Origin of the sequence: Niallia sp. NCCP-28 (assembly GCF_023168165.1) — a bacterium.
Lineage (GTDB): Bacteria > Bacillota > Bacilli > Bacillales > Cytobacillaceae > Niallia.
The window spans coordinates 48,235-73,982 of sequence record NZ_BQYJ01000013.1; the positions used below are offsets into that span (position 1 = coordinate 48,235).

A 25,748-nucleotide genomic window follows, 5' to 3' on the forward strand; every position below is an offset into this window, starting at 1 on the left:
TCTCTTGTTTAAGTGCTTTTTAATTAAAAAATTAGTTTAGAAAGGTGGTAAATAAATGAAATTAGTTTTATTATCAGGTGGATCGGGAAAGCGTTTATGGCCACTATCAAATGATGCTCGTTCAAAACAATTTTTAAAAGTTCTGGAGGATGAAAATCAGAATCTTTGTTCTATGATCCAACGTGTATATGGACAATTAAAAAAAGTAAACTTAGATCAGTCAACGGTTATAGCAACAAGTAAAAGTCAAGTTGAAATTTTGCACAACCAACTGGATACAGAAGTTCCTATCATTGTAGAACCTTCAAGAAGAGATACGTTTCCTGCGATTGCTCTTGCAGCTGTCTATCTTTATTCTGAACAAAAAACAGATTTAGATGAAGTAGTTGGGGTATTACCTGTTGATCCCTTTGTAGAAGATAAATTTTTTAAAGAAATTAATGCTTTAGAAGAAATATTAAGAGAAACAAATGCTGACCTTGCTTTAATGGGAGTTAAACCTACGTATCCTTCTTCTAAATATGGTTATATTGTTCCGAAAGAAAAACAAAATTCAACTAATTATATAAGAGTAGGCAACTTCACAGAAAAACCAACTGAAAAAGAAGCTGAATTCCTTATAGAACAATCAGCACTTTGGAATTGTGGTGTATTTGCCTTTAGATTAGGATTTGTTATTTCAAAATTAAAAGAATTAGGATTTTCTATTGACTATAAAACTTTAAAGAATCAATTTGAAGAACTTCCAAAAATTAGCTTTGATTATGAGGTAGTTGAAAAAGCAGAGCATATTGTAGCATTACCATATGAGGGATATTGGAAAGATTTGGGGACTTGGAATACGCTTACAGAAGAAATGGGAACTAAACAAATTGGCAAGGGTATTGTGAGTCGGGATAGTGAAAATGTTCACATGATTAATGAACTTGATATTCCTATTACAGTTCTTGGTGCTTCTAATCTTGTGGTTGTAGCAAGTCCTGATGGCATATTGGTAACAGATAAAGATGCAAGCCCAAGAATTAAAGATTTAGTAGGAGATATTAATAATAGACCAATGTATGAAGAACGTCTTTGGGGATCGTATAAAGTAATAGATTATACAAAATTTGAGGAAGGAATAGAGATACTTACAAAAAGAATATGTATTCAGAAAGGAAAAAATTTAAGTTATCAGCAACATTACCAGCGCAGTGAAGTTTGGACTATTATTAAAGGCTCTGGGGAGTTTGTATTAAATGATCAACTCTACCAAGTAAATGTAGGTGATGTTTTACAGGTCCCAATTGCTGCAAAACACGCAATACGGGCTATAACTGATCTCGAAATTATTGAGATACAAAGGGGATCTCAATTAATTGAAGAGGACATTATAAGGTTAGAAACAGAATGGGAAAAAATTATAGACTTTTGTAAGGTATCTGAAATCTAAGCTTTTTATGGATAATATAAAAGTTTTTTAAAAAATTATCTATAATGTTAAGTTTTATATTAACTTTATCTGATTTTTGATATGTATTACTTATTTTACTTTTAGTTAAGAGAAGGGAGCATCCTCGATATATCGATTTATATCAAAGGAATGCTCCTTTTCACTTAGTAGTATGTAATTAAACTAGTGAAGAATTAAAATAAGTATTGACTATTTAAATTCTATTATTATAGTTTCGAAGGGATTGTTTATGAATATTTTATTGATAAATACATTTTACTATCCAACTATTATTGGTGGGGCAGAAATAAGTGTCCAAAAATTAGCTGAAGGATTAGTAAAAAATGGACATAATGTAAGTGTGGTTTGTACCGATAAGGAAGATAAGTATGAAATACTAAATGGGGTACAAGTTTTTCGAATAAAAATAAAAAATATGTACGATCCAATCGAGTCGCAAAAGCAAGGTATTATAAGAAAAAGTATTTATAGAATTATTGATTTATATAATATATTTAATTATAAAAGATTGAGGGAGATTTTTATTAAAGTTAAGCCGGATGTAGTACATACTAATAATACTTATGGAATTAGTCCTGTAATATGGTCTGTTTCAAAAAAGTTAAATGTACCTATCGTTCATACTTTAAGAGACTACTATTTAATGTATCCTTATGGTAATCTAACTAATTCCGAATCAGGCAAATCATTGTTAAATATCTATGAAAAGCTTCATAAAAGTTTTCATAGATTTATTTCTAGTAAAGTTAACTATGTTACTGCTCCTTCAAAATTTACCTTGGATAAGTTTATAGAAAAAGATTTTTTTTATAAATCTCAAAAAAAAGTAATATTTAATGCTATTGATTTCAATAAAAATACCATTGATCAATGGTATGCAAATAAAATATCTAAAACTAATAATAAAGTAACTAAATTTGTTTATTTAGGTACATTGGGAGAACATAAGGGCGTCCATATACTGCTAAATGCGTTTCATGAGATTGAAGATAATCATATTGAATTGCATATAGCTGGAAAAGGGACCTTGCAAAATATGGTCGAAGAATTCGAACAAAAAGATTCTAGGATAAAATACCATGGTTTTCTGCAAGGGGAAAACTTGGAAAAATTATTATTGCAATGTGATGTTCTATTAGCTCCTTCTGTTTGGTATGAACCATTTGGTAGGGTAGTAATTGATGGTTATAAACATGCTCTTATGGTAATAGGAAGTTCTTCTGGAGGATTAGCAGAAATTATAAAGGATGGAAAGACGGGATTGTTAATAGAACCTAATAGTTCTGAGAGCTTAAAATTAGGCATTAATAAGTTGAAAAAGAGTGAAAATAAGGAACAGTTATTGATAAATTGCAGGGAAGAGCTTAATACTTTTAGTATTGAAAAACAAATTAAAGATTTTGAAACTATTTATTATAGTTTAATTAGTAAGTATAAATTATAAAGTTTTTATATTCATATTCAACAAAAAGATAAAATTATTAAATATTCTTGGTAGTTTCAAAATTTTAATTTACGATAAAGAGATATTAAAGTCTAGTAAATTGGATTCTTTGTAAACATAAAAAATTTCCGCATGACTTTATTAATTAGATACTATGGTAAAGGGAAGAAAATAAAATGGATATATGTATAGTTAACCCTGGTTTTAATTTAGGTGGAGTTGAAAGAGTAGCAATTGAATTAGCTAATTCATTAAAAAAAGATAATAATAAAGTAACATTGATTGACTTCTTTGGAGAAAATTATTTTTACTATGATATAGAACCTGAAATTAATACGCCTAAAATAATAAGACGAAGAAATATTCTACGCAAAATAGTAAAAAAATCACTTTATTTTAAATATAAGTTTGATAATAAATCATTAAATACAAAAAGGTTATATAAGGAACAGATAGAAGATCTAATTCAATATTTAAAAAAAAATCAACATGACGTTCTTATTTTATGTCAAGGAATGTTAACAGCATTAATCCCAGTAATAAAAGAAGAGTTGCCTAATATAAAAATCGTTGCTTGGCAACATAATGACTTTGATGTTTATACAAAACAGTATTTTAAAGAAATATTAAATGATTATGTAAATGGACTTAAATTAGCAGATTTAGTTGTCTGTTTAACAGCTGCTGATATAGATAAATTTAAGCAATTAAATTCTAATACTTGTAATATATACAATCCACTAACTATTTCAGATACTAAAGTGAGTAAATTAGAAAATAAAAATATAGTTTTTGTAGGAAGATTAAGAATTAAACAAAAGGGTTTGGACTATCTAATTGAAATTGCAAAAAAATTAGAAGATGATTGGGTAATAACCGTAGCTGGAGATGGGGAAGACAGAAAACAATTTCTTAATAAGATTCGAACAAATAACTTACAGGATAAAATAAAATTAAAAGGCCCATTAAAAAGTAAGGAATTATTAGAATTATATTACTCAGGCTCTATCTTTATTTCTACATCAAGATGGGAAGGGTTTGGACTTGTGATAACTGAAGCTATGGCCTGTGGATTGCCAATAATAAGTTTTAATAATCTAGGACCAAATGAGATATTAAAGAATGGAGAATATGGGATTCTTATCGATAATTATAACATTGATATCTTTATTTCTAACCTGAAAGAATTAATAAAAAATAAAAGTGAAAGGGAACTTTTGCAAAAAAAGAGTTTAGAAAGAGCAGAGGCTTTTAATATAAAGGTCATTTTAGAAGAATGGAATTCTAAACTTAAAGCACTCTAGTTTTAGAGGAGAGTAAAAATATGAGTTTATTTATAAAAAAGTTAATAGGTTTTTCTGTTGGTCCTGTCACAGGTGCTTTTATAGCATTTATTACCATTCCATTAACTACTTATTTTATAGATCCTAGTGAGTATGGTAAAGCTAGTATGTTTGCATTATTTCAAATGATTTTTGGGACATTTTTATATTTAGGTATTGACCAATCCTATACGAGAGAATATCATTCGGAACAAAATAAATTAAATTTATTGCAGAATGCGATGTTAATACCATTATCTTTATCTGTTATGTTATTTTTATTAATTCTAATCATACCAGAAAAAGTATCAGTTATTCTCTTTGAGAGTCCTAGCTACGTTGTTCCTTCTATTTTATTTGGAGTAATGATAGTTGCTATGGTAATAGAAAGATTTATATTATTATCTATCAGAATGGAAGAAAAAGCTTTAGAGTATTCTATAATTAATATTTTTGTTAAATTATCAATATTAATTTTCACTCTACTTTTTGTATTGTTTATCCGAAGAGATTTTTTAGCTGTAGTTTATGCTACTGTACTGGGACAAATTATTGGAGATTTATACCTAATCTTTAGATACAAAAAGCTCTTTGCAATAAACAAATTCTCATTAGATACACAACTTTTAAAAAAAATGATATTTTTTGGTTTTCCTATAGTAATTGCTACATCTTTATCTAGTATTTTAAATTCTTTTGATAGAATATCATTGAGAACATGGAGTACTTTTTATGAGATAGGAATATTTGCCGCTACTTTAAAAATTGCTGCAACTTTTAATATTGTTCAAACAAGTTTTACAAGTTTTTGGGTACCTACTGCCTATCGATGGTATGAAGAAAAAAAGGAAATAAGGTATTTTAAGATAGTGAGTGATTCAATTTTATTATTAATGTCAATTTTATTTTTTGGAATATTATTTTTCAAATCCATAATAATTAATATATTATCACCCGATTACGGAGACGCTAAATATATTTTAGCATTTTTATGTTTACAACCTATAATTTATACTGTTAGTGAAACAACGTGTTTAGGAATTACCTTTTCGAGAAAGAGTTATTTAAGTATTTGGGTAGGAATTGTTGCAATCATACCTAATGTTATTATTAATATCCTGTTAGTGTCTAAATTCGGAGCATTAGGAGCAGGTATAGCTACATCTGTATCGTATGTTTTCTTTTTTATTACTCGAACATATTTTTCGAATAAAAACGGAATGAAATTTCCTGTCATTAAGCATTATGCTGTAATTTTATTATTAGTAACAGGTGCATTTCTAAATATACTAAATACTGATAAAATAATAGCCTTAAATATTATACTACTTATATTAACTTTAGGAGTACAGTTTTCTACAATTAGGCAGATAGTGTATTTACTTAATAAAAACAATAAAAAATTTATTCTTAACTTGAAATAAAAGTGAACTATAAAAGTACAGGGGGAGAACTATTGAAAATAGCTTTTGTATGTAATGAAGTCAAACCAGTACCTTCGGTTGAAGGAGGGGCTGTGGAAACGTTAGTAGATTTATTAATTGCTAATAATGAAAAGGATAAAAAAGTTCACATAGATGTTTACTCAAAATATAATGAAAAAGCAAAGCTTAAAAGTAAGAGTATAAGTAATACTAATTTTTATTTTGTAAAAAGTAATTCTAAGGTTGATAAAATTTATAATATTTTTAATATGTTTTTTAGAAAATTAAAAATAAAAAAATACTTTAGTTCTTACTTGTTTAATTTAGTTGGAATTTTAAGCAAAAATGAATATGATTGGATAATTGTTGAAAATAGACCACTATATATTAAGGAGATAGTAAAAAATAGTAAACGAGCAAAGATTGCCCTTCATCTACATAACGATACAGTTAGTAGAGAAAACTATTATTCTAAATATGTAATTCAAAAATATGATAAAATTTTATGTGTGAGTAACTATATTTACAATAGGGTCGTAGAAGTTAATGAAAAAAATAAAGATAAGGCAGTTGTACTGGAAAATCGGATAGATGTAAATCAATTTCAAAAAAACGAAGATAATATATATTATTTGAGAAAAAAATATAATATTTCTTCAAATGAAACTATACTGCTTTATCACGGAAGAGTTATTGAGGAAAAAGGAGTTTTGGAGTTAGTTGCAGCTTTTAACAAGGCACTTACTGAGAATTCATTGTTACGTTTATGCATCTTAGGAAATGTAACACAGGATTCATATGGAGAAAAAATCAATAATATTATTCAGCAATTACCAGTTGATAAAGTTATTATGATGGGATATGTTGAATATGAAGAGTTGCCTAAATATCTTCAAGGAGCAGATATTATTGTTCTTCCATCTTTATGGCATGAACCATTTGGTCTAACAATTGTTGAATCAATGGCAATGAGTAAGCCAGTAATTTCAACAGCAGTTGGGGCAATTCCTGAGATACTTTCAAATAATTGTGGGATTTTAATAAAGAAAAATAATGAAATTATTGATAATCTTGCTTTAGAAATATTGGCGTTAGTAAAAAGTAGAGAAAAACAACAATTATTATCTGAAAATGCTAGAAGAAAAGTTGTAGATTTATATAATGCTGAAAAGTATTTAGAGGATTTAATAAATAAATTGGATAAATAAAATACCCTAAAAATAAGGAAACCTAAAATTTCTAAGGAGTTGAATATTTTGCTAAATATTACAGTAGCAGGTACCGGCTATGTCGGTTTAGTGACAGGAGTTTGTCTAGCCGAAGTAGGTCATAAAGTTACCTGTGTTGATAATGTACAGGAAAAAATTGATCTTTTAAATAAGGGGATTTCTCCTATTTATGAACCGCAGTTAGATGAATTAATAGTAAAAAATAAAAAAGAACATAAATTGTCTTTTACTACAGACTATGAAAGTGCATATGCTAATTCTGATGTCATATTTATTGGTGTTGGTACTCCAGAAAACGAAGACGGTTCGGCTAATTTGAATTTTGTTTATACAGTTGCACAGCAAATTGCGGGAAATATCAAACGTGATTGTTTGGTAGTAATTAAATCAACGGTTCCAATTGGTACAAATGATAAAGTAGAAGTGTTTATTAAAAATCATTTGAAACATAGTGTTAATGTTGAAGTAGCATCTAACCCAGAATTCCTTGCACAAGGAACGGCAGTTAGAGATACTCTAAATGCTTCTCGTATCGTTATTGGGGTTGAAAGTGAAAATGCTAAACAAGTGTTAACAGACATATATACTCCTTTTAGTCAGCCTATTCTTACGATGAATCGCCGCAGTGCGGAAATGGTGAAGTATGCTTCAAATGACTTTTTAGCATTGAAAATTTCTTTTGTAAACGATATTGCAAATCTTTGTGAAGCAGTTGGAGCGAATATAGAAGATGTAACCAATGGAATGAGCTATGATGCTCGTATAGGGAATAAGTTCTTAAACCCTGGAATTGGATATGGTGGATCTTGTTTTCCTAAAGATACAAAAGCATTGCATTGGCTATCAGAAGAAGAGGGCTATGTCTTGCGTACAGTAAAAGCTGCTATTGAAGTAAATGAAAAACAAAAATTTAAGTTAATCAAAAAAGCAAGAAAAGACTTTAGTTCTTTCCAAGGTCTAAAAATAGCAGTGTTAGGTTTAACTTTTAAACCAGGAACTGATGATTTAAGAGAAGCACCATCTATTCCCAATGTTCGCTTATTGCTAAACCAAGGAGCTAAAGTTCATGCATATGATCCTGTAGGTGTAGAAAACTTTAAAAAGATTTATCCAACTCAAGTGGTATATGAAAAAACGCCAGATAAAGCATTAGAAAATGCTGATTTATGTTTTATCTTTACCGAGTGGGAAGAAATTAAAACAATAGATTTAAATATATTCAAAGATAAGATGAAAACCCCTTTTGTTTATGATGGACGCAACTGTTTTGCTTTAACAGAAGTAAAAGAGATAGGAATTAACTATCAATCGATTGGAAGACCAGAAATTAAACAAATAAAAAAAGATAAAATAAATATTAATTAAAATATATTTAATCCAGAAGAGAAGGGGTTAAAGTTCTTTCTCTTCTTTCAATTTTTTAGTATGAATTAGAGTGGAATGTTGAAGTAATTAAATATAATGTATTTATTAATTTGAATACAAAAAAAATTTAGAGGTATTGTTATGTCTTCTTTTTTATTACCTATTTCTTTATTAATAAAATTAATTTTTACTCTAGAAAGTACATCTTTCTTAAGATATTTGGGTAGTAATTATTATTTTAGTAAAATACCAATATATATTTATATAATTTTTGTTATAGTATCAATTTTTTTTGGTGGATATATTAAATTAAAAGGTTTACTTAGCAAAAAAGTTATATTCTTTACAATTTTTATACTATGTTTACAATATATTGCCATGTCATTAAGCTATTTAAGAATTGGTGAGAGTATATTAAATCTCAACCTAACTAAGAACTATTTTAATTTAATTATTTTAACGTTGGTGATTTTTGGACATTATTTAGTTGTTAGAATGACTATTAAAAACAAAAGCGATATAAACAAATTTTTGAGCGGATATGTTATCACTTTATTTCTTTTATTAATGGTTTCCTATATTCAACTACTATATCTATTTTTTCCTAATGTGTTTTCTAATGCAGTTAATTTTATGGGTATTTACCTTGAAGAAAAGAATTTTGGAAATATAGAGTATTATGCTCTAGGTAGTTATGTGCAAACTTTAAAAAGACTCAATGGGTTTAATAGTGAGGCTGGTTATTTAGCAAGTCAACTTTTAATAATATTTGTACCCTTTTTATTGTCTTCAATTAAAAATAAAAATAATATCTTCTTACCCAAAATAAAATATAGTTATTTGTTTCTTTATATAATTTTACTGTTAATAATAATTATTCTATTTTTCGCCAAAACTACTACTGGGATACTTGCAATTGGAATAATTATAATATCTCTTTGGTTGATTTTACCACTTAAGAGGAAATTAATAATATTTTATGTGTTATTAATTTTTGGCGCATTTAGTTATTTTATGTATATGACTAATAGCTATGTTTATGAAATTCTTAATTCTTTTTTATTTAATAAAGCAGGTGATTCTTCTGCTAACAGAGCAGGAGGGACATTGGCTTTAATCAAAACATATTTCCAAAATATTGTTTTAGGAACAGGTTGGAATTTTCATAGCTACTATTTATTTAAAAATGTTCCTTACTGGGCAACTCAAAATAATGAGTTCATGATGTGGTTGAATGAGCGTCATAGTTATCCTATATTAAACTTATTCTTTGGCATTTTATCTGAATTTGGAACCGTAAGTGTGCTAATTATAACTATTTATGTATATAGGTTGTTAAAGTTTTATAAGGATCTTAGTGAGAAAGTGTTCTTTATAGATCCTGAGGAATATAAGTTTATAATTACAATAAGGGATGCATTAAAGTACTATATTTCTTTTGCAATTATTATCTCGTTATGTTCCTTTTATCTATGGTACTCAAGTATGTATTTAATTCTTTTTTTCTTTTTTATAGTACTACGTCAACTTCTCAAGGAAAAATACAATGAATAATTTTTAAAGTTTTTGAATGAAATGGTATTAGAATAACTTATGAAATTTTATAGGAATTCTAATACCATAGGTTGAGTATTTCGAATAATTAATTATTTTTTGTAATTTTTCAAATTTTCTATATCTGTAAATAGATTATGAAGCTTTATACTAACTAATGAAATTTAATTTTGAGATAATATAATGGAGGCTCTTATTTTATGAAGAGAAAGCCAATTAATATTACAATATTAATTGCAGTATTAATTGCAGTATTAATTGCAATATTAATATCTATGTTTAAAGAGAAAGAGGAAAACGATATAATTTATAAAAAACAAAATCAGGATGAAAGGAATTTAAATGAAAGAATATCAGTAACAACGGATAATTACAATCAAGATGTTGATGTTAGCAAACTAAAAAATTATACAAATATAGCAAGAGAATCTTTATATTGGCACCATATAGAAAAGACAAAAGGAATATATGATTTTACTAAATTTGATTCTTATAACGCTAGATTAATTGCTAATGGAGTAAAACCATGGTATATACTGGGATACTCAAATGTATTATATACAAATAGTAGTAACCACTTTGCGGCTATTTCAACAGAAGATGCTAAACAGGGATTTATTAACTATGCTAAGGCAAGTGCATATAGATATAAAGGCCAGGGTAATATTTATGAAATTTTTAATGAGGCTAATTCCTCACAATATTGGAATCCACAGACAAATGTTTCTACAGATTTAGCAGATTTAATAAAGAGAACTAGTAAAGAAATAAAAGCAATTGATCCAACGGCAACTATAGTAGCACCTTCTATTTCAAAAATTGATTTGAATTTTTTACAATCATTATTTGAAAAGGGAATATTGGATTATGTTGATGCTATAGCGATTCATCCTTATCGAAAAGAAAATCCCGAAAGTGTAATAAGTGGATATGCAAGTTTAAAAGCGTTGATTTCTATATATACGAATAGAAATATTCAATTGTTAAATGGAGAATGGGGATATTCAACTCCATTAAATTGGAATGGACAAGGTAACCAGGCTGTTGTAGATTTAGATACACAAGCAAAATTTTATCCACGTATGGTAATGGTTGATATATTATCAGGTGTATATATTACTAATCTTTTTATGTATGAAGACCGAGGGCATAACGAGATGCTAGTAGAAGACAATTTTGGATTAATTAGGGATGACGGTATTACAGAAAAACCTGTTGCTATAAGTTTACGTCTTTTAAAGGACATTTTGGGAGAGTTTCACTTTATTAAAAGATTACCAAATACAAACAAAGATGATTATGTTCTTCTATTTAAAAATAAGGATGGGAAATTAGCATATGTAGCATGGACAACTAGTGATAAGCATAACTTTACTTTTTCTAAAAAGGTATATGGAAATGTTATTCACCTTGATTCATCTGGAAAAAAGGAAAAAATAAAAAGTAATCTAATTCAATTAACTGATACTATAAAAGTTATACTATGCGATTAAAGTTAAGTGATAGTTAATGTCAATTTTACTTTAGCAGTTACAAAAGTCTTGTGATAAGGAAATCTAGCCCACTTCATTCGTCTTTCTATACTTTTTTCTTTTCTTTTATTCAACTCAAAATGAGTGATTGCTTCAAGAAGTTCTAGATAAGTCCACGATACTTGCTCTGCTTCTCGAAGGAGTCTAGGAAGCTCCTCCGCTGTTTCAGCAGAAGTGTAAAAGGAAAACGAGTAGAAAGTGTAAAAAGCGAAATCTATACAAATGTACTTTGTGAGAAAAAGTATTTCTTTCTAAAATTGGTTGAATTAGGGATTTACTGTTATACTCAAACCAATAAAGGATTATGGGTGAGGTTGTGCTATGGATGAATTAATGAAACTAGTTGACGAAGAATTCTGGAGCCTGCCCCCTGCTACGGTAATATTTTAATGCACTGGAGGACAGGCATACTAGCCATATCTTCACTACATATGATGAAGAAGGAAATGAAGTGGATCCAGAAATAAAACGGTAAAATTAGAGTAGCTATGAGGGCTGGATATACGGTTATTCGTGATGCATACCAGGAGTTGCGCTTATTTTTTATAATTTGGGTTTACACATAAAAAGAAGTTTTCGATACGTTTCTAAACATATTTTAATAGTTTTAGTGTTTCTTCGCATTTTTTAAAGAATATATATACATAATTTTTAACTGACTCTTTAAATTTGCTATAATTGTTTTCAAGAAGAAATACTACTATGTTACTATTAAGGAGATTTTTTATCTTGAAAAAAATTCTAATTATAACCAATAAAATAGACTTAACTAGTGATTATCTTATCGATAAATTTTCAGATAAATTCAATTTTTTTCGTTTTAATACGGACCGTTTTTTTGACTATAACATTGAAATTACACCGTCTGGGACATATATAGATACGCAGAAGGAAACTTTTCTCTAAATGTATCTTTATGTGACGCCTTATATTACCGAAAAATTACCTTACCTAATTTAGATGTTTACGATATTAAATACAGATACTTGATGCAAAGAGAAATGTTGACAGTAATTGATGGAATTGAGGAGTAAAGTGTTAGGCACCCTAAAAGGACATTTGTTTATAAGAGGTGCCTGACACTTTTATTTCCATATCTTGAAAAAGAATATTCTGATATCTTATGATACTTTGTTTTGATACCTTCTATTCCATCTCTTCTTGTAGTGCCTTTTTGCATTGCCAAGTGCGGTACATTTGTTTGTCTAATATATAATGGGATTCTTTTCGTTTTAATTCAAAGCCGTTTTTGAACAGGATGACAGAGCGATGGTTGCCTTTGGCTGGTTTTATTTCATTAACATGGCGGAAGAAGATCCAGCAGCAGTCTTGTTGGCTTGGGGAGGTAGTAGGGAAGGCATAGATGTCTTTTAGTGGGTCAATGGGAATGGGGATTTTCTTTTGAAAACCTGTTAGGAAGGTCATGGCCCTGCGACGTCCGTTGTATTCTGCACCTCCAAATTTTGCCGCTAATTTAATTAGTTCGAATGGAGGGGTTTTTACATAGAGGGTTCTGTCTTCTTCGATTACGATTGTTTGGTAGTCGGTGTGGTATGCTGGCAGTAAAGCTAGTGTTTGTTTGTTGATTTTGTAAGTTGGAAGAATAATAGTTGTTGTCATTAATGAGCTCCTTTACGGGGATTTTCGAGATAATTTGATAGCATAAGAATCGGATGCTGAAGGAGAGTTTTGTTGTTTAAAACACAGATTTTTCTAGATGTAGAAGTAAGAATAGAAATTTGGATTAGTTGAATATGTGAAATCATGAGCAAATGAAACGGGTTATTTCCCTATAAAAAAGTAGTTGCTGAACTTACTATTTTTCTTTTATAGGGAATTGCTCATTTAATTCCTTTTCAACCGATTGAAGGAATTGATTGGAGTTAATGCCTAACGCTTTGAGAAGTAAATGAAAGGTTTTTAATTTAGGATGAGCTTCTCCGCGTTCAATCTTTCCGATATGGTTATACGATACGCCAGATCTATACTCTAGTTCTTCTCTTGACCAATTATGTTCCATTCGAGCCGCTCGAAGGCGCATTCCTACTAAACGACAATAATTTGCATCCTTCTTATCCATCATTATGCCTCTTTTTTTCTCATTATCTAATGCAGAAAAAAAGAGGTACACAATCTATAGGAATGATTTTTACATTAAATGGTATTTGTTATAAAAATATTTAAATATATAGTGTCAGGCACCCTAAAGGGACATTTGTTCATAAGAGGTGCCTGACACTTTTATTTTATAACTGTTCTTATTGTACTATTTGGGATAGTTAAAGAAGGAGTTTTATAAATAGAAATTGAATTTAAAACATATTCATCCAAAATTTAGGTGGGAATGAAATGTGGAAAGAATATGTAAATTCTATTTCGAAGGAACATCACTTTAAAGATCCTGCAACAAAGTTTGAGATTACTCAAATTCAAAAAGAATTAAATATTGTATTACCAGAAGAATTAGCCGCCTTATTTAATGAAACAAATGGTATATTCGACAACTGGAATTGTCCTTTGATTTGGTCAACTCCCCAAATTATTAAAGACAATCTATTTTTTAGAAATTTTGAAGATTATAGAGATATTTATATGCCATTTGATAATCTATTCTTTTTTTCAGACGCAGGTAATGGCGATTTATTTTGTTATGCAATATTAAAAAACGGGACCATTGAAAAAAAAGATATTTATGTTTGGAATCACGAGGATGATAGTCGAACCTGGGTAGCAGCTTCATTAAAACATTTTATTGAAGGTTGGATTACTGGTAACATTGGTGTTTAGTTGGTTGGAAAAAAGGAATTTGTGAAGAATTACACTTAAAGTGAAGGGTGCTTGAGTTCATGGAATGATGGATTAATTTATAGGGGGTGTTTAAGTGTAAGATAACAAAGAAACTCCTGGTCAAAAAAGAGAGAGATTAAGACATAAAGAATTAAAAAACAATCCAACGGGGAATATGAACGATACTTTTAATAGAGCAAACAGTGGCGGTCTTGCAGATTTAGTAGGTAGTTTAGGTTGGAAAGGTACGGGGATACTTATGCTTGTAATCATAATAGGATTTATAATTGCTTCAATTTTCTTAAACTAACGGAAGCTTTAGTAAAAAAAGCAATCATAATTAATAAGCCAGAATATACAAGATTTTATGCAACTCATGTATATTGCGGCTTATTTTTAATTCAAAAAATACACTGCCATAAGCGACCTTTCTTAATTTTAAAATACAGTTATTCGAAGATTGGTAGGATCAATGGAATTGGATGGGTAAATTTAGCAGAATTAGGAACAGTCCTTCATAAGGATAACAATTCTGAAGATGACCCCCGCTACGGTGATACTTTAATGAACCGGAAGAAAGGCACACGATTTAACTTTATTATTGTTTGAATATTACGAAAGAAAAGAGGAAAATTATGTTTAATATATATTATTGAAATAAAAATTAAAAAGAGTGATGTTTTATGAGGAGAATTTTCGCAATTTTAACATTATTTACATCGTGTGCATTTACTACAATTAGTCCAGTAAATGCACAAGGCAATTATCGAGGTGGTGATTTATTAGACTCTGAAACTGATATGCCGTCAAATAACATTAATGCTGAGATTTCTAGTCTATTTGGTCCTCCTAGCTGCAACCAAGTTTTTCTCATAGTGTTGCAACAATACCTATGCAAGTCGCAAAACTTTCAGGTGACTTAAGATCTTTGATGTGGGGATTTAATTTAACCTCTTCGGCTAAAGCACATCTTGGTCCAATTGTAGTAGTTACTATGCCTTCTGCAACAGTAAATGGTACAGCTATAAATCCGCCTTACCAAGCTCATTCAGAAGGATCTTTATATAATTTTTATGGTAGCTTAAAGAATTATCAAACCATTAAGGGTTCTAAAAAATCACTTGGAAAAGGTGATATAGTTAGTCTTAGTTGGTATATAACTGGTTCAACCCTTGGGAAAACAGCTTATCGATACCAAACATGTAAAGTCACTAATTAAATAGTTTTACAATATCAATAGAGAGTCATGAGGAAAAAATAATCCATTAATGGGGTGATCACAATATGGAGATAAAATGGAAAAAAGAAGATGTTGTTTTTGATACATTAAGAGAATCTGAAGCATGGGCGGACTCCATTTCAAATGAAATATATGGGAGAACTATTAGTGGGTATATAACTCCTGACTATAAAATTGCTTATGCCCTTGCATTTTTCTTAGGTTCAGTTCCTCATTTCATAGTTCATACAGAAAAAAAGATACTAAAGAATTCATTTATTTATAAAGTATGGGTGACCACTGTCCTTGATTAAGGAAATTGGGGTCAGCCCCTTCATAAGGGCAAAATGGGGGATTTGTTCTTTATAAAAGTAATTCTGGAGCCTGCCCCCCGCTACGGTGATACTTTAATGCAAAGGGGGATAGGCACACTAGTCCTTTTAATAACCCAGGTTTAGAGGTTATCATGGACCGATTACAGAACTTGCTAAGGAGTATTTAGGAGAGGACGTATTAGATTTCACTGGCGGCACTTTCGATGAGATTTTACATCACGTTAATCAAAATCGTCCTGTTTGGTGATCACAAACACAATGTGCCAAAAGTTAGATAGCTCTTATTTTCAAACATGGCATACACAACAAGGTGCTATAGATATCACAAAGAAGGAACACTCAGTTTTAGTTACCGGTTATGGTGAAAACTATATCTATTTTAGCGACCCTATGACTGTTGGAGTGAAAAAAGCACCTATAAACGATTTTCGAGAGGCATGGATACAGGTGGAAAACAAGCAATTACAGTTGCAAAAAGTCAGTAGGACATGGATTTAGAACAATAGCGATAACTTTATTCGTTCGGATAAAGACTCTGATATGTTTCTACTGTATGTTTAATTAGATCCTTTAATACAATGGTATCGATATCAGCTAATTTATTAACATAAATACAAGCCTTGCTTTTCGTGTGTTTACCAAAGCTTTCTAATAATTTTTCTCTTTCCGCACTTTCGTAGGCCAAATAAAGACTAATTTTTGCCTTTCTTGGTGAAAAACCCACTAAAGGCGCATCCCCTTCATGTCCTGATGCATACTTATAGTGATAGCTACCAAAGCCAATAATACTAGGACCCCACATTTTTGCGTCATAACCAGTTACCTCTTCAAAAATTTCTAATAACTGATAGGCATCTGCTTTCTTCTTCTCATTTTCCATACTTTCAATAAATTCAATTACACTATTGTCGGTTTCTTTCATCTTCGGTTCATACATATATGCGCTCTCTCCTATTCTCTGATTAAATACTTGTTTACATTATTGTCATCATTATTACATTCTAGAATACAAATCCAATTTCCTGCAAAAAAGAATAACCAGTTTGGACTAGTGCGCCTAGTGCCTTTTAACTGACTTTAGCATTTTTTAAGTTCTATAAAATTGGGGTCAGCCCCTTCATAAGGACAAAGTGGGGGATTTTCCTTTGTGGAAGGACATTGATAGAGGAGTAAAGTGTCAGGCACCCTAAAAGGACATTTGTTTATAAGAGGTGCCTGACACTTTTATTTCAAAACAACTGCTAGATAATAATCTTATGTTTCGCGAGTCGGATTTTTTCTAAAAAGGGCCACTATATTTGTTAATATTAAAAATAATGCAATTGTTAAACTTATGGTACTAAAACTTTGATTATTGATTAGTTTATAAACAATAGCTGCTGCAACAACTAATATAAAAGCTATATTTAACCATTTTGTATTCATCTTAATCTCTCCATATATTAGTAGATTATTCGTATCTTAATGCTTCTAGGGCTGTTTGTTTGGAGGCTTTAGAAGCTGGTATAAAGGAAGCCGTCACTCCCAATAGAGAACTAAACAGTATAATGACAAGTAACTGAGTCCAATCATATTGGAATAGTTGAAGGTTCTGTTTGTTCATAAAATCCTCCATTATGATATTAGCTATTTTTCCAACACCAAAAGCACCGATAGTTCCAATTATTCCGCCTAGTAATCCAATTACTAATCCTTCTGTTACGAAAATTCTTTTTATATCCGAGCGGAAGGCGCCAATTGCCTTTAAGATTCCAATTTCTCTTGTTCTTTCTACTACACTTACATATAAAACAATTCCTATCATCAATGATGAAACTACTAAGGAGATTGCAGATAACAATCCTAATGCAACACTAGCTAGTGTAACGTAATTTTGCAGCTCACTGCTACTTTCTCCTTCTGTTTGAGCGTTAAAGCCTTCCGATTCAATAGCCTTTTTCAAGTCGTTCATTTTATTTGTTGATGTTGGAATGATTGTATAAGCTAATGATTTTCCCTTTGTTTCTTCTATACCGTTCATTAGCTGCTCAGAAACACTATAGGATAAACCTGTAGTATCAAGTAATGGAATGGATTCATTTCTTAAAACACCTGAAATTTTAACTTCTATCTGCTCAGTTGGATACATATCATCCAAAGACATTAATTGCGCCGTCACTGCTACTTCTTCTCCAATAGCCTTTTTTGCCGTTCCAAAAAGCTCTATTGCTGTACGTTCTGGTATGACAATTTCATTTTTATTTGTAGCTGGATAGTAGCCGTTTTTAATGTATTTCTTTCCGTATATACTCTTATATTTATCAGGGACTAAACTTTCAGCTGAAACAGATGTTTTCTTATCGTCTTTAGTTCTGATGCTAGCTGAATAAGCATTATAAGGATATATCTCTTTTGCATTTTCTAAGTTTTTTAAAGTAGTGTAATCTTTATTCACAAGTAGCTCGCCACTACCTTTAGCAGCATCAACTGATGCATTGGCTATATTATCATCTACTGTTGTTGATATCTTTTCATTTATTCCATTTCCTAAAGCACCAATAATGGCAATGCCAAAAATGCCAATAGAAGCACCAACAGCCGTCAATATATTGCGCCACTTTTTATTTCTTATATTTCTAAAAGCAAGTTTTAATGTTGTCGACCAGTTGATTCTTTTGCCTTTTGGAAACTTATTTTTCTTTTTTTGATTAGAGTGTTCTTGCATATACTCTTTTAAAGAATCTTGATTATTGCTGTTTACGATTTCACCATCACGCATTTCAATTACTCTATCAGCATACTGAATCAATTCACGAGAGTGAGTAACAACTAATACAATCTTTCCTTTGCGAGCAATTTCCTTTAATAACTCCATAATTTGTACAGAGTTATCGGAGTCAAGTGCACCTGTAGGCTCATCAGCAAGAATGATATCTGGATCATTTGCAAGTGCTCTCGCAATAGCTATACGCTGTTTTTGTCCTCCACTCAATTGGTTAGGAAGATGATTAGCTCGATTATTCATTCCGACAATCGATAATAGCTCTAAAGCTCGTTTTCTACGGTCTTTTTTAGATTTTCCTTCTAATATTAAACTCATCTCTATGTTTTCTAATGCGCTTAGATGAGAAATTAAATTGAAGTTTTGAAAAACAAATCCAATTTTTTTCCTTCGAAAATAGGACCACTCTTTCTCTTTAAAATGACGAACATCTTTTTTATCAAAAATGTATGTCCCTTCAGTAAAGGAGTCGATACCTCCGATAATGTTCAATAAAGTGGACTTTCCACATCCAGATTCACCTAATAAACAAGTGAGTTGTCCCAAATCTAAATCTAAATTAATATTTTTTAGAACTTCAATTCGTTGGTTATCCAATTGATAATCTTTTCTTACATTTCTTAATGAAATCATTCTGCTTTACTCCTTAAATAATCCCTGCGTTGTTTCATAACTTTATATAAAAATCTACTAAAGAAGATTAATGTCAAAGAATACATTAATACCTCAATAGTTAATGCTATGTATTTAAATAGTCCATCTAATCTACCAGAATAGTAATAAATACCAATAATTTCTATGATAATGGAAATAAAAACAAATACAATATTAAATATCCCAAAAAGTTTAATAAATTTTTTCTTGGAAACTTCCTTCTCATTTTAAAGTCATCCGTCTGGTCCGCACTATAGCGGATTTTAGGGAAGAACCGCAAATAACAGAAGAAGCAAGCATTATGGGAAGCGATTGTCTTTAGCAGAACACAGGATGAGCAATTAAAAGGTAGGAAGAAAATTGGAATTAGGGAATCGGGCCCCTTAAGGAAATTTCTAACCTTGTTATAATTTTATAGCTTCCCCCTCCAACGCTTTCACACAAATCCATGTCCGATACATTTGTTTTTCTATTGTGTAAAGGGATTCCGTGAGCAAGAGCTCTTGTCCATTTTTAAAGAGGACTTTTGTCGAGCCGGTGGAGTTTATGGAAGCAGGCAGTTTTTGAAGGGATTCTATTTGCTGGAAGAAAATCCAGTGGCAGTTTAGATGATTTGGGGAATGGGTCGGAAAAGCATAGATGTTTTTTTTGCGGGTAAAGGGGGATGGGAATTTTCTTTTTTATCCCGGTTAAATAGATAATGGATTTCCTTCTGCCGTTATCGTCAGAGCCGCCTTTTAGTGCTGCTTGCTGGATTAGTTGCAGTGGAGTTTGTTTAATGAATAGTTTTCGGAGTATAGTGTCAGGCACCCTAAAAGGACATTTGTTTATAAGAGGTGCCTGACACTTTTATTGAATTATTAATGGAATAGTTTTAAGCATTAAAAAGGATTTCTTTGTAATGACGAATGCTTTTTATTTTTGTCAAAAAACATGACTAATCATATTAACAATAAAAATGAAATAGTAATTAATAATAATTTATTGTAAAACGATAAAATGTATGTTAAATTTCAAAAAGACGATAAATAAGAGAGGTGCTTTTTATGAAACAAGGAACGACACTTTTTTTAAAGCTAGCTGTTATTTTTATTGGAATTCCAGTTCTTGTTTTAGGCATATTGGGATTGCCTTGGTTGGCTAAGAATCCAGTCAACCCAGATTATGCCTATATACTATATCCAATTGTAATAGGTCTATATGTGTCAACAATACCGTTTTACGTGGCATTGTATCAGGCTTTTAAGCTTTTGGGGTATATTGACAGGAATAAGGCTTTCTCAGAAATATCTGTAAAGGCTTTAAACAATATAAAAAAATGTGCAATCACAATCATTGTTATATATATGCTGGTTATGCCTTTCGTTTATTTCTTAGCAGATCTAGATGACGCCCCAGGTCTCGTTATAATTGGAATGGTCCCAATCTTTGCGTCAATGATTATCGCAGTTTTTGCTGCTGTTCTTCAAAGGCTTTTACAAGAAGCGATCGATATAAAATCAGAAAATGATTTAACGGTCTGAGGTGAATAAAATGGGAATTATTATCAACATTGATGTAATGCTGGCGAAAAGGAAAATGAGTGTGACGGAACTTTCGGAGAGGGTCGGAATCACGATGGCCAATCTTTCTATATTGAAAAATGGAAAAGCAAAGGCGGTTCGATTATCAACATTAGAGGCGATTTGCAAGGCCTTGGAATGCCAGCCTGGAGATATCTTAGAATATCGAAGTGATGAAGATATCGAATAAGCAGGATTTATCTATATTCAAAAAAATGGGAGGCATAAATCACTTGTTGCCATATGCCATTTATCCTTTCTTGTGTGCTCTGCGGACTTTTTTGGATGGAACCCCTAAATATTGAAGCGCTCTTTGGAACTTGAAAATATTCAAACAAGCCGTTACAGGGGGGCTTCATTTGGGAAAAGTGAGTACATTGCTCGCTATGATTAGTATTTGCAGGATTTCTAATAGCAGCGATGTTAAAGCAAGTTTAGAAGGGAAATCCCTACGAGAGTATATGTTAGTCCATTTAAACTGGGGCATGATGTTCAGACTAACATCAGAACCTGCAGTACAGAAGGAAAAAAGCGATTCTGGAATTATAAAAAGACACTTGAATACTATTCTGACATTATGCTGTGTTCAATATCTTTATCTGCAGTCTTGAACTGAATGCGGAAAAGAATAAAAATACTTCGGGAGGAGAAAACCATTAATGAAAATGCCCTTTTTAAATAACAAACAATTGGAAAAATCCTTTCATTATCCGGAAGATAATATACCAGAACATATAGCCATTATTATGGACGGAAACGGACGCTGGGCTCGAAAGCGGGGCATGCCTAGAACTGTTGGCCATAAAGAGGGGATATCTGCTGTCGCAAAAATTGTCAGGGCAGCAGTTAAATGCAAGGTAAAGGTTCTGACACTTTATACGTTTTCCACCGAAAACTGGAAGCGTCCAAAGCCCGAGATAGAATTTATATTGAGACTTCCTAAGGAATTTCTGTCTATTTATCTGCCAGATCTTCTATCCAATAATGTACGCATTGAGGCAATCGGTGATATGGAAAGTCTTCCAGCGTATACACGTGAAGCCATACAGTATGCAATTGACCGTACTCGTGATAATGATGGTCTTCAGCTGAATCTTGCACTCAACTATGGAAGCAGGCACGAGATTCTGAATGCTATGAAAGGGATAATTACGGATATAAGCAATGCGAAATTGTCACTGGATGAATTGGATGAACAGCAATTTTCAGGATACCTGTATACAGCTGGTATAAAAGATCCTGACCTGCTTATTCGAACGGGAGGGGAAAAACGTTTGAGTAATTTCCTGCTTTGGCAGCTGGCGTACACGGAATTCTGGTTTACCGATGTACTGTGGCCGGATTTCTCAGAGAAGGAATTTCTGCATGCATTGGAAGAATACAGTCAGCGAAAAAGAAGGTATGGCGGAATATAAGAACATCTGCTTCTTTTGCTAACGAAGCAGATACTTTAAGCATAAGCAATAAATATCATACTATAATTCTGGAAATTTTTTAAAAAGCCAAGCGCACATTTTTAATTAGGGTAGTGCGCCTGACCTCCATCGCTTTAGATAATTTTATTTTTTAACAGTATGAAAAGGCTCCTGCTTATAAGCAAGAGCCTTTTGGTTACCTATCAAACAAATCCAGTACATCATAGTTGAAGTATTCAACGTTTCTTTTTTGTGCTGGGTCTTTAAATAATAATTCTTTTTCAGCTAATGTGTTCAATGTTCTTCTCGCTGTTGTAGACGAGACTCTAGCATGTTCCGCCGCCTGTACAGCTGTAATGTTTGGGTATCTAAATGTCAATAGATATACTTGACGTTCTGTATGCCCTTCACATTTTTGCAAACCTGCTCCTGCTATTTGTTCCGATTGATCTAATAACACATTCAGCTTTTCAGCCATGCGCTGGGAAGCATCCAAGAAAAAATTCAACCAATTATACCACTTTGGATTTTTACCACGAGTCTCATTAAGTAAGTGGTAATACTTAGCTCGTTGTTTCGCTAATTCCTCACTAACAAAGAATATTGGACTGGATAGTTGTGCTGATTGCATCATATAAAGTGCTATTATAATTCTCCCTAAACGACCATTGCCATCTAGAAATGGATGAATGGATTCAAATTGAGCGTGAAGGATAGCAACCTTTAATAATGGGTGGATATTTTCATCTAAAATGAACTCTCCTCCATTTAAGTGACTTGTATCCATCTTTTCTCCATAAGGGTGCTTATTAGCAAATGTCTCCCAATTAATCAGGTAATTTTCTATTTTACTTGCAGAGACCGGCAAATATACCGCATCTTCAAACCGTTTAGTAGGTCCAATCCAATTCGGAACTTTCCGAAACTCACCACGGACTGAATTTGCACCTCTAGCCCCTTCCATTAATACATTATGCAGGTCTAATATCAGGCGAGTTGTTAATGGATAACCGTTTCTAATCCTTTCTTGACCAAGATATAAGGCCCTTCTATAATTTAGAACTTCTATGTGTTCCTTTTTTTGTTCCGATTTATGACTTTCATTAACCATATCCGTAAAAGTAACCTGTGTGCCTTCAATCCTTGTAGATTGAACAGATTCCTTTAAGGCGAGAGTATTGATTAAATCACTTCTAAGAATAGAATGTTTAAATTTTTCATCTAAACGACTAATTTCAGATGAAACATTAGCCAACTTCATAAAAATTTCAGCTGCTTGATCTGTTTTAATACTAATAGGTAATTTTTTGATACCTTGAATAGGAGCCACCTTAGATCCTCCCCCTTACGTTCATTTTCTAAAAATATGAACTTAATATATCCATTATACACTTTTTAAAGGCATTGGATACAAAAATATATCTTATTTAGACTAGTGTCAGGCACCCTAAAAGGACAGTTGTTCATAAAGAGGTGCCTGGCACTTTTTATAAGTCTTTATTCCTATTTATATAGAAATATATGGATAATGAAAGTATAATAGGGAGGGGAAGAGAGGGGAACTTATGAGAAAAAGCGGGAAGTTTTTATCTTTATTTATGTCGCTGCTATTATTTTTGGGATTATCATCTAATGTTTTGGCAAGCGACAATCCGATTAAGAAATCATCCATAAAAAATGGAAGGATTCAATCGAGCATTACAGAACAGGAAAATCTTCGCAAAGACAAAAAGAATAGCCAAGATTATCGTAATCCTAATGATTATCCATTAATCAATAAAGGGCAATTTATAGACTCCTTGATTGATAGTGTAGGAAGTAAACATAAACTTACTTATTCCACTACTACAGAGTACTCTGAATCGCAAATGAAAGTTTCTCTGGGGATTGAAAACAATGATTATTATAAAGATCCTTATTTGGATGTGAATTTTTATACTGGAAGCAGCGGGGAAATATCCTATTTAGGCACTTCCACTAATTATATGGGCTGGTTTACAGGAAATGTATCACTAGGGATTACACTTGATAAATCACTATATGAAAATGATCCTTATATTTATATGCGCATTGGCACATCTAGCAGCCTTTATGATGAGTATTATTCTGATGTGACTTATTTTAAAGTAGCTAATCCTTTTTATAAAGGATCATCTGGTTCCACTGATGCTCCTTACTTTGAGTTAATCAGCAATGAGTCCTCTGATCAATATGATTTCGAAGATACAGGTTCTTTTCAAATAAATAATGATGAATATAGCTTTAATAAGAAAATTAGCCAAGAAGCTTACAAAATGGATTTTGTAAAACCTTTTGATCCAAAGGAAAGCGGCAGTAAAAAGATCAACAAAAATATGAGATCTGTTCAAGGAAGCTATCAAGTTGGCGCAAGCAAAAGCTTCTGGGTAACAAATGTGGAAACAAATGCAGATTATCAGTTAAATGCAATCCTGCTTTACAGTGGCAAACATGCGAATGTGTGGGTTCATGATAATAAAATTTCGAAACAGCAGGCAGAGCAATTAGGGAAAGAATTTGATAATAAAATTTATACAGCGGATGTAGCCAGTTTCGGCAATGAATCAGATGTCAATGGAGATGGAAAGGTCAATATTCTAACATATGATATCCAAGACGGCTTTAGTGGAAGCGGCGGATATATAGCAGGATATTTTTCTCCCCAGGATCTGTATGCTTTTTCTACATCCAATCGCTCAGAAATATTTTATATTGATACATATCCGCTAATGGGAATGTACTCATCAAAAGACGTTTCAGCAGCGTACTCTACGCTTGCCCATGAGTTTGAGCATATGATTAATTATAATCAAAAAGTATTTGTGCAAGGAAAGTCAGATATGGATATCTGGATGGATGAAGGGCTAGCGATGGCCGCAGAACAAATTTATTCAGGGAAAGCACTGCAAAGCAGAATCGATTATTATAACAGTGATACAAATATTGCAAATGGCCACTCCCTTCTTTATTGGGATTATTATGGGGACACGCTGGCGAATTATTCTTTGTCTTATTTATTTATGCAATATTTAAAAGAGCAAGCAGGACAAGGAGATCGGATTTTTAAAGAAATCATTAATAACAAAAACACAAATTATCTTGCTGTACAGGATGTCATCAAAAAATATAATAATTCCAGCCTAACATTTGGAAAATTTATGACAAATTTCAGGGCAGCACTAATATTAAAAGAAGACTCAGGGCCTTATGGATTTAAAGGAAACCCTTCCTTTGATTCGATTAAGGAGAAAATCTATAGTGGCAGTTACAAGTATTTGCGGGGCGGCGGAGCAATCGTTAAAAAGATTCAGTCAAAAAGCGACTTTAGTGTACCTGCAAATAAAGGTCAAAACATTACGTATACACTTTTAACAAAAAAGGAAGAGACAACAACGAAACAGCCAGCAACACCTAAAGTCAATGAAGTAGGAGACTCAGATATTTCGGTTAAAGGAAAGGCTGATAAGGATACTGCTATTGTGGTTACTAAAAAGGGAGCTATATTAGGTACAGGTTATTCAAACTTTAACGGTTCCTTTACTGTTTCTATTCCTCGACAAGCAGCTGGCACGAAGCTAGTGGTTTATGCAGAAAAAAGCGGAGTGAAAAGTAAAGAAGCAATTATTACAGTTAAGGATAAAACTGCTCCAGTATTATCGAAAGTCAACAGTGTC

General features: G+C 31.5%; 23 protein-coding genes and 2 pseudogenes. 17 read left to right on the plus strand and 8 right to left on the minus strand.

Annotated features, from left to right (window positions below):
- Positions 1–55 precede the first annotated feature (55 nt).
- The 8 genes from NCCP28_RS21220 to NCCP28_RS21255 all read left to right on the plus strand — a co-directional run bounded on the left by NCCP28_RS21220 (position 56) and on the right by NCCP28_RS21255 (position 11,284).
- Positions 56–1,432: a sugar phosphate nucleotidyltransferase gene (locus tag NCCP28_RS21220; RefSeq protein WP_248563218.1), complete on the plus strand. Its 1,377-nt coding sequence runs from the start codon at positions 56–58 to the stop codon at positions 1,430–1,432.
- A gap of 250 nt (positions 1,433–1,682) precedes the next feature.
- Entirely contained in the window at positions 1,683–2,897 is a 1,215-nt protein-coding gene (locus NCCP28_RS21225) for a glycosyltransferase family 4 protein (protein WP_248563219.1), read from the plus strand.
- 176 nt (positions 2,898–3,073) lie between these two features.
- Entirely contained in the window at positions 3,074–4,201 is a 1,128-nt protein-coding gene (locus NCCP28_RS21230) for a glycosyltransferase (protein WP_248563220.1), read from the plus strand.
- Between the two features lie 20 nt (positions 4,202–4,221).
- A complete protein-coding gene (locus tag NCCP28_RS21235) occupies positions 4,222–5,643 on the plus strand; it encodes an oligosaccharide flippase family protein (RefSeq protein WP_248563221.1) in 1,422 nt (473 codons plus the stop codon).
- A gap of 32 nt (positions 5,644–5,675) precedes the next feature.
- A complete protein-coding gene (locus NCCP28_RS21240; RefSeq protein ID WP_248563222.1) occupies positions 5,676–6,851 on the plus strand; it encodes a glycosyltransferase family 4 protein in 1,176 nt (391 codons plus the stop codon).
- Positions 6,852–6,899: 48 nt separating this feature from the next.
- Positions 6,900–8,237 carry a UDP-glucose dehydrogenase family protein gene (locus tag NCCP28_RS21245; protein ID WP_248563223.1) on the plus strand — a complete coding sequence of 446 codons (1,338 nt, stop codon included), beginning with the start codon at positions 6,900–6,902 and terminating at the stop codon, positions 8,235–8,237.
- Between the two features lie 141 nt (positions 8,238–8,378).
- Positions 8,379–9,791, plus strand: coding sequence for an O-antigen ligase family protein (locus NCCP28_RS21250; protein ID WP_248563224.1), 1,413 nt, complete (start codon positions 8,379–8,381; stop codon positions 9,789–9,791).
- Between the two features lie 200 nt (positions 9,792–9,991).
- Positions 9,992–11,284 (plus strand): cellulase family glycosylhydrolase, encoded by a 1,293-nt coding sequence (locus NCCP28_RS21255; protein WP_248563225.1) that lies wholly within the window; start codon positions 9,992–9,994, stop codon positions 11,282–11,284.
- Positions 11,285–12,469: 1,185 nt separating this feature from the next.
- Here the strand turns inward: NCCP28_RS21255 and NCCP28_RS21265 are convergent.
- The gene (locus NCCP28_RS21265) at positions 12,470–12,943 is read right to left on the minus strand and encodes a competence protein ComK (protein ID WP_248563226.1); all 474 of its coding nucleotides are present in this window, start codon (positions 12,941–12,943) and stop codon (positions 12,470–12,472) included.
- A gap of 196 nt (positions 12,944–13,139) precedes the next feature.
- Positions 13,140–13,406 carry a helix-turn-helix domain-containing protein gene (locus tag NCCP28_RS21270; RefSeq protein ID WP_248563227.1) on the minus strand — a complete coding sequence of 89 codons (267 nt, stop codon included), beginning with the start codon at positions 13,404–13,406 and terminating at the stop codon, positions 13,140–13,142.
- Between the two features lie 266 nt (positions 13,407–13,672).
- Here NCCP28_RS21270 and NCCP28_RS21275 point away from each other — a divergent pair, with 266 nt between their 5' ends.
- The 4 genes and pseudogenes from NCCP28_RS21275 (at position 13,673) to NCCP28_RS21290 (ending at position 15,643) form a co-directional block, all read left to right on the plus strand.
- Positions 13,673–14,110 (plus strand): SMI1/KNR4 family protein, encoded by a 438-nt coding sequence (locus NCCP28_RS21275; RefSeq protein ID WP_248563228.1) that lies wholly within the window; start codon positions 13,673–13,675, stop codon positions 14,108–14,110.
- 100 nt (positions 14,111–14,210) lie between these two features.
- Positions 14,211–14,420: pseudogene (locus NCCP28_RS21280) on the plus strand (DUF6366 family protein); the annotation flags it as partial.
- 618 nt (positions 14,421–15,038) lie between these two features.
- Complete coding sequence (locus NCCP28_RS21285) at positions 15,039–15,329, plus strand: hypothetical protein (protein ID WP_248563229.1); 291 nt, start codon at positions 15,039–15,041, stop codon at positions 15,327–15,329.
- 71 nt (positions 15,330–15,400) lie between these two features.
- Positions 15,401–15,643: a hypothetical protein gene (locus NCCP28_RS21290; protein ID WP_248563240.1), complete on the plus strand. Its 243-nt coding sequence runs from the start codon at positions 15,401–15,403 to the stop codon at positions 15,641–15,643.
- Positions 15,644–16,178: 535 nt separating this feature from the next.
- Here the strand turns inward: NCCP28_RS21290 and NCCP28_RS21295 are convergent.
- The 5 genes and pseudogenes from NCCP28_RS21295 to NCCP28_RS23925 form a co-directional block, all read right to left on the minus strand.
- Positions 16,179–16,601 carry a DUF1801 domain-containing protein gene (locus NCCP28_RS21295; RefSeq protein WP_248563230.1) on the minus strand — a complete coding sequence of 141 codons (423 nt, stop codon included), beginning with the start codon at positions 16,599–16,601 and terminating at the stop codon, positions 16,179–16,181.
- Positions 16,602–16,918: 317 nt separating this feature from the next.
- Positions 16,919–17,089, minus strand: coding sequence for a hypothetical protein (locus NCCP28_RS21300; protein WP_248563231.1), 171 nt, complete (start codon positions 17,087–17,089; stop codon positions 16,919–16,921).
- Between the two features lie 25 nt (positions 17,090–17,114).
- A complete protein-coding gene (locus NCCP28_RS21305) occupies positions 17,115–19,058 on the minus strand; it encodes an ABC transporter ATP-binding protein/permease (protein WP_248563232.1) in 1,944 nt (647 codons plus the stop codon).
- Between the two features lie 425 nt (positions 19,059–19,483).
- On the minus strand, positions 19,484–19,720 hold the full coding sequence (locus NCCP28_RS23920; RefSeq protein ID WP_375709440.1) for a competence protein ComK: 237 nt from the start codon (positions 19,718–19,720) through the stop codon (positions 19,484–19,486).
- Position 19,721: 1 nt separating this feature from the next.
- Positions 19,722–19,889, minus strand: a pseudogene (locus NCCP28_RS23925) (competence protein ComK); the annotation flags it as partial.
- 236 nt (positions 19,890–20,125) lie between these two features.
- Between NCCP28_RS23925 and NCCP28_RS21310 the strand changes: the two are divergent.
- From NCCP28_RS21310 to NCCP28_RS21325, 4 genes are all read left to right on the plus strand, one after another.
- On the plus strand, positions 20,126–20,602 hold the full coding sequence (locus NCCP28_RS21310; RefSeq protein WP_248563233.1) for a DUF2975 domain-containing protein: 477 nt from the start codon (positions 20,126–20,128) through the stop codon (positions 20,600–20,602).
- A 10-nt stretch (positions 20,603–20,612) separates the two neighbouring features.
- Entirely contained in the window at positions 20,613–20,831 is a 219-nt protein-coding gene (locus NCCP28_RS21315; protein WP_248563234.1) for a helix-turn-helix domain-containing protein, read from the plus strand.
- 169 nt (positions 20,832–21,000) lie between these two features.
- A complete protein-coding gene (locus tag NCCP28_RS21320) occupies positions 21,001–21,252 on the plus strand; it encodes a hypothetical protein (RefSeq protein WP_248563235.1) in 252 nt (83 codons plus the stop codon).
- 48 nt (positions 21,253–21,300) lie between these two features.
- Positions 21,301–22,056 carry an undecaprenyl pyrophosphate synthase gene (locus NCCP28_RS21325; RefSeq protein ID WP_248563236.1) on the plus strand — a complete coding sequence of 252 codons (756 nt, stop codon included), beginning with the start codon at positions 21,301–21,303 and terminating at the stop codon, positions 22,054–22,056.
- Positions 22,057–22,252: 196 nt separating this feature from the next.
- Here the strand turns inward: NCCP28_RS21325 and NCCP28_RS21330 are convergent, their stop codons facing one another.
- Positions 22,253–23,386: a Fic family protein gene (locus tag NCCP28_RS21330; protein ID WP_248563237.1), complete on the minus strand. Its 1,134-nt coding sequence runs from the start codon at positions 23,384–23,386 to the stop codon at positions 22,253–22,255.
- A 235-nt stretch (positions 23,387–23,621) separates the two neighbouring features.
- Between NCCP28_RS21330 and NCCP28_RS21335 the strand changes: the two genes are divergently transcribed.
- A partial coding sequence (locus NCCP28_RS21335) for an Ig-like domain-containing protein (protein ID WP_248563238.1) occupies positions 23,622–25,748 on the plus strand: 2,127 nt, incomplete at its 3' end.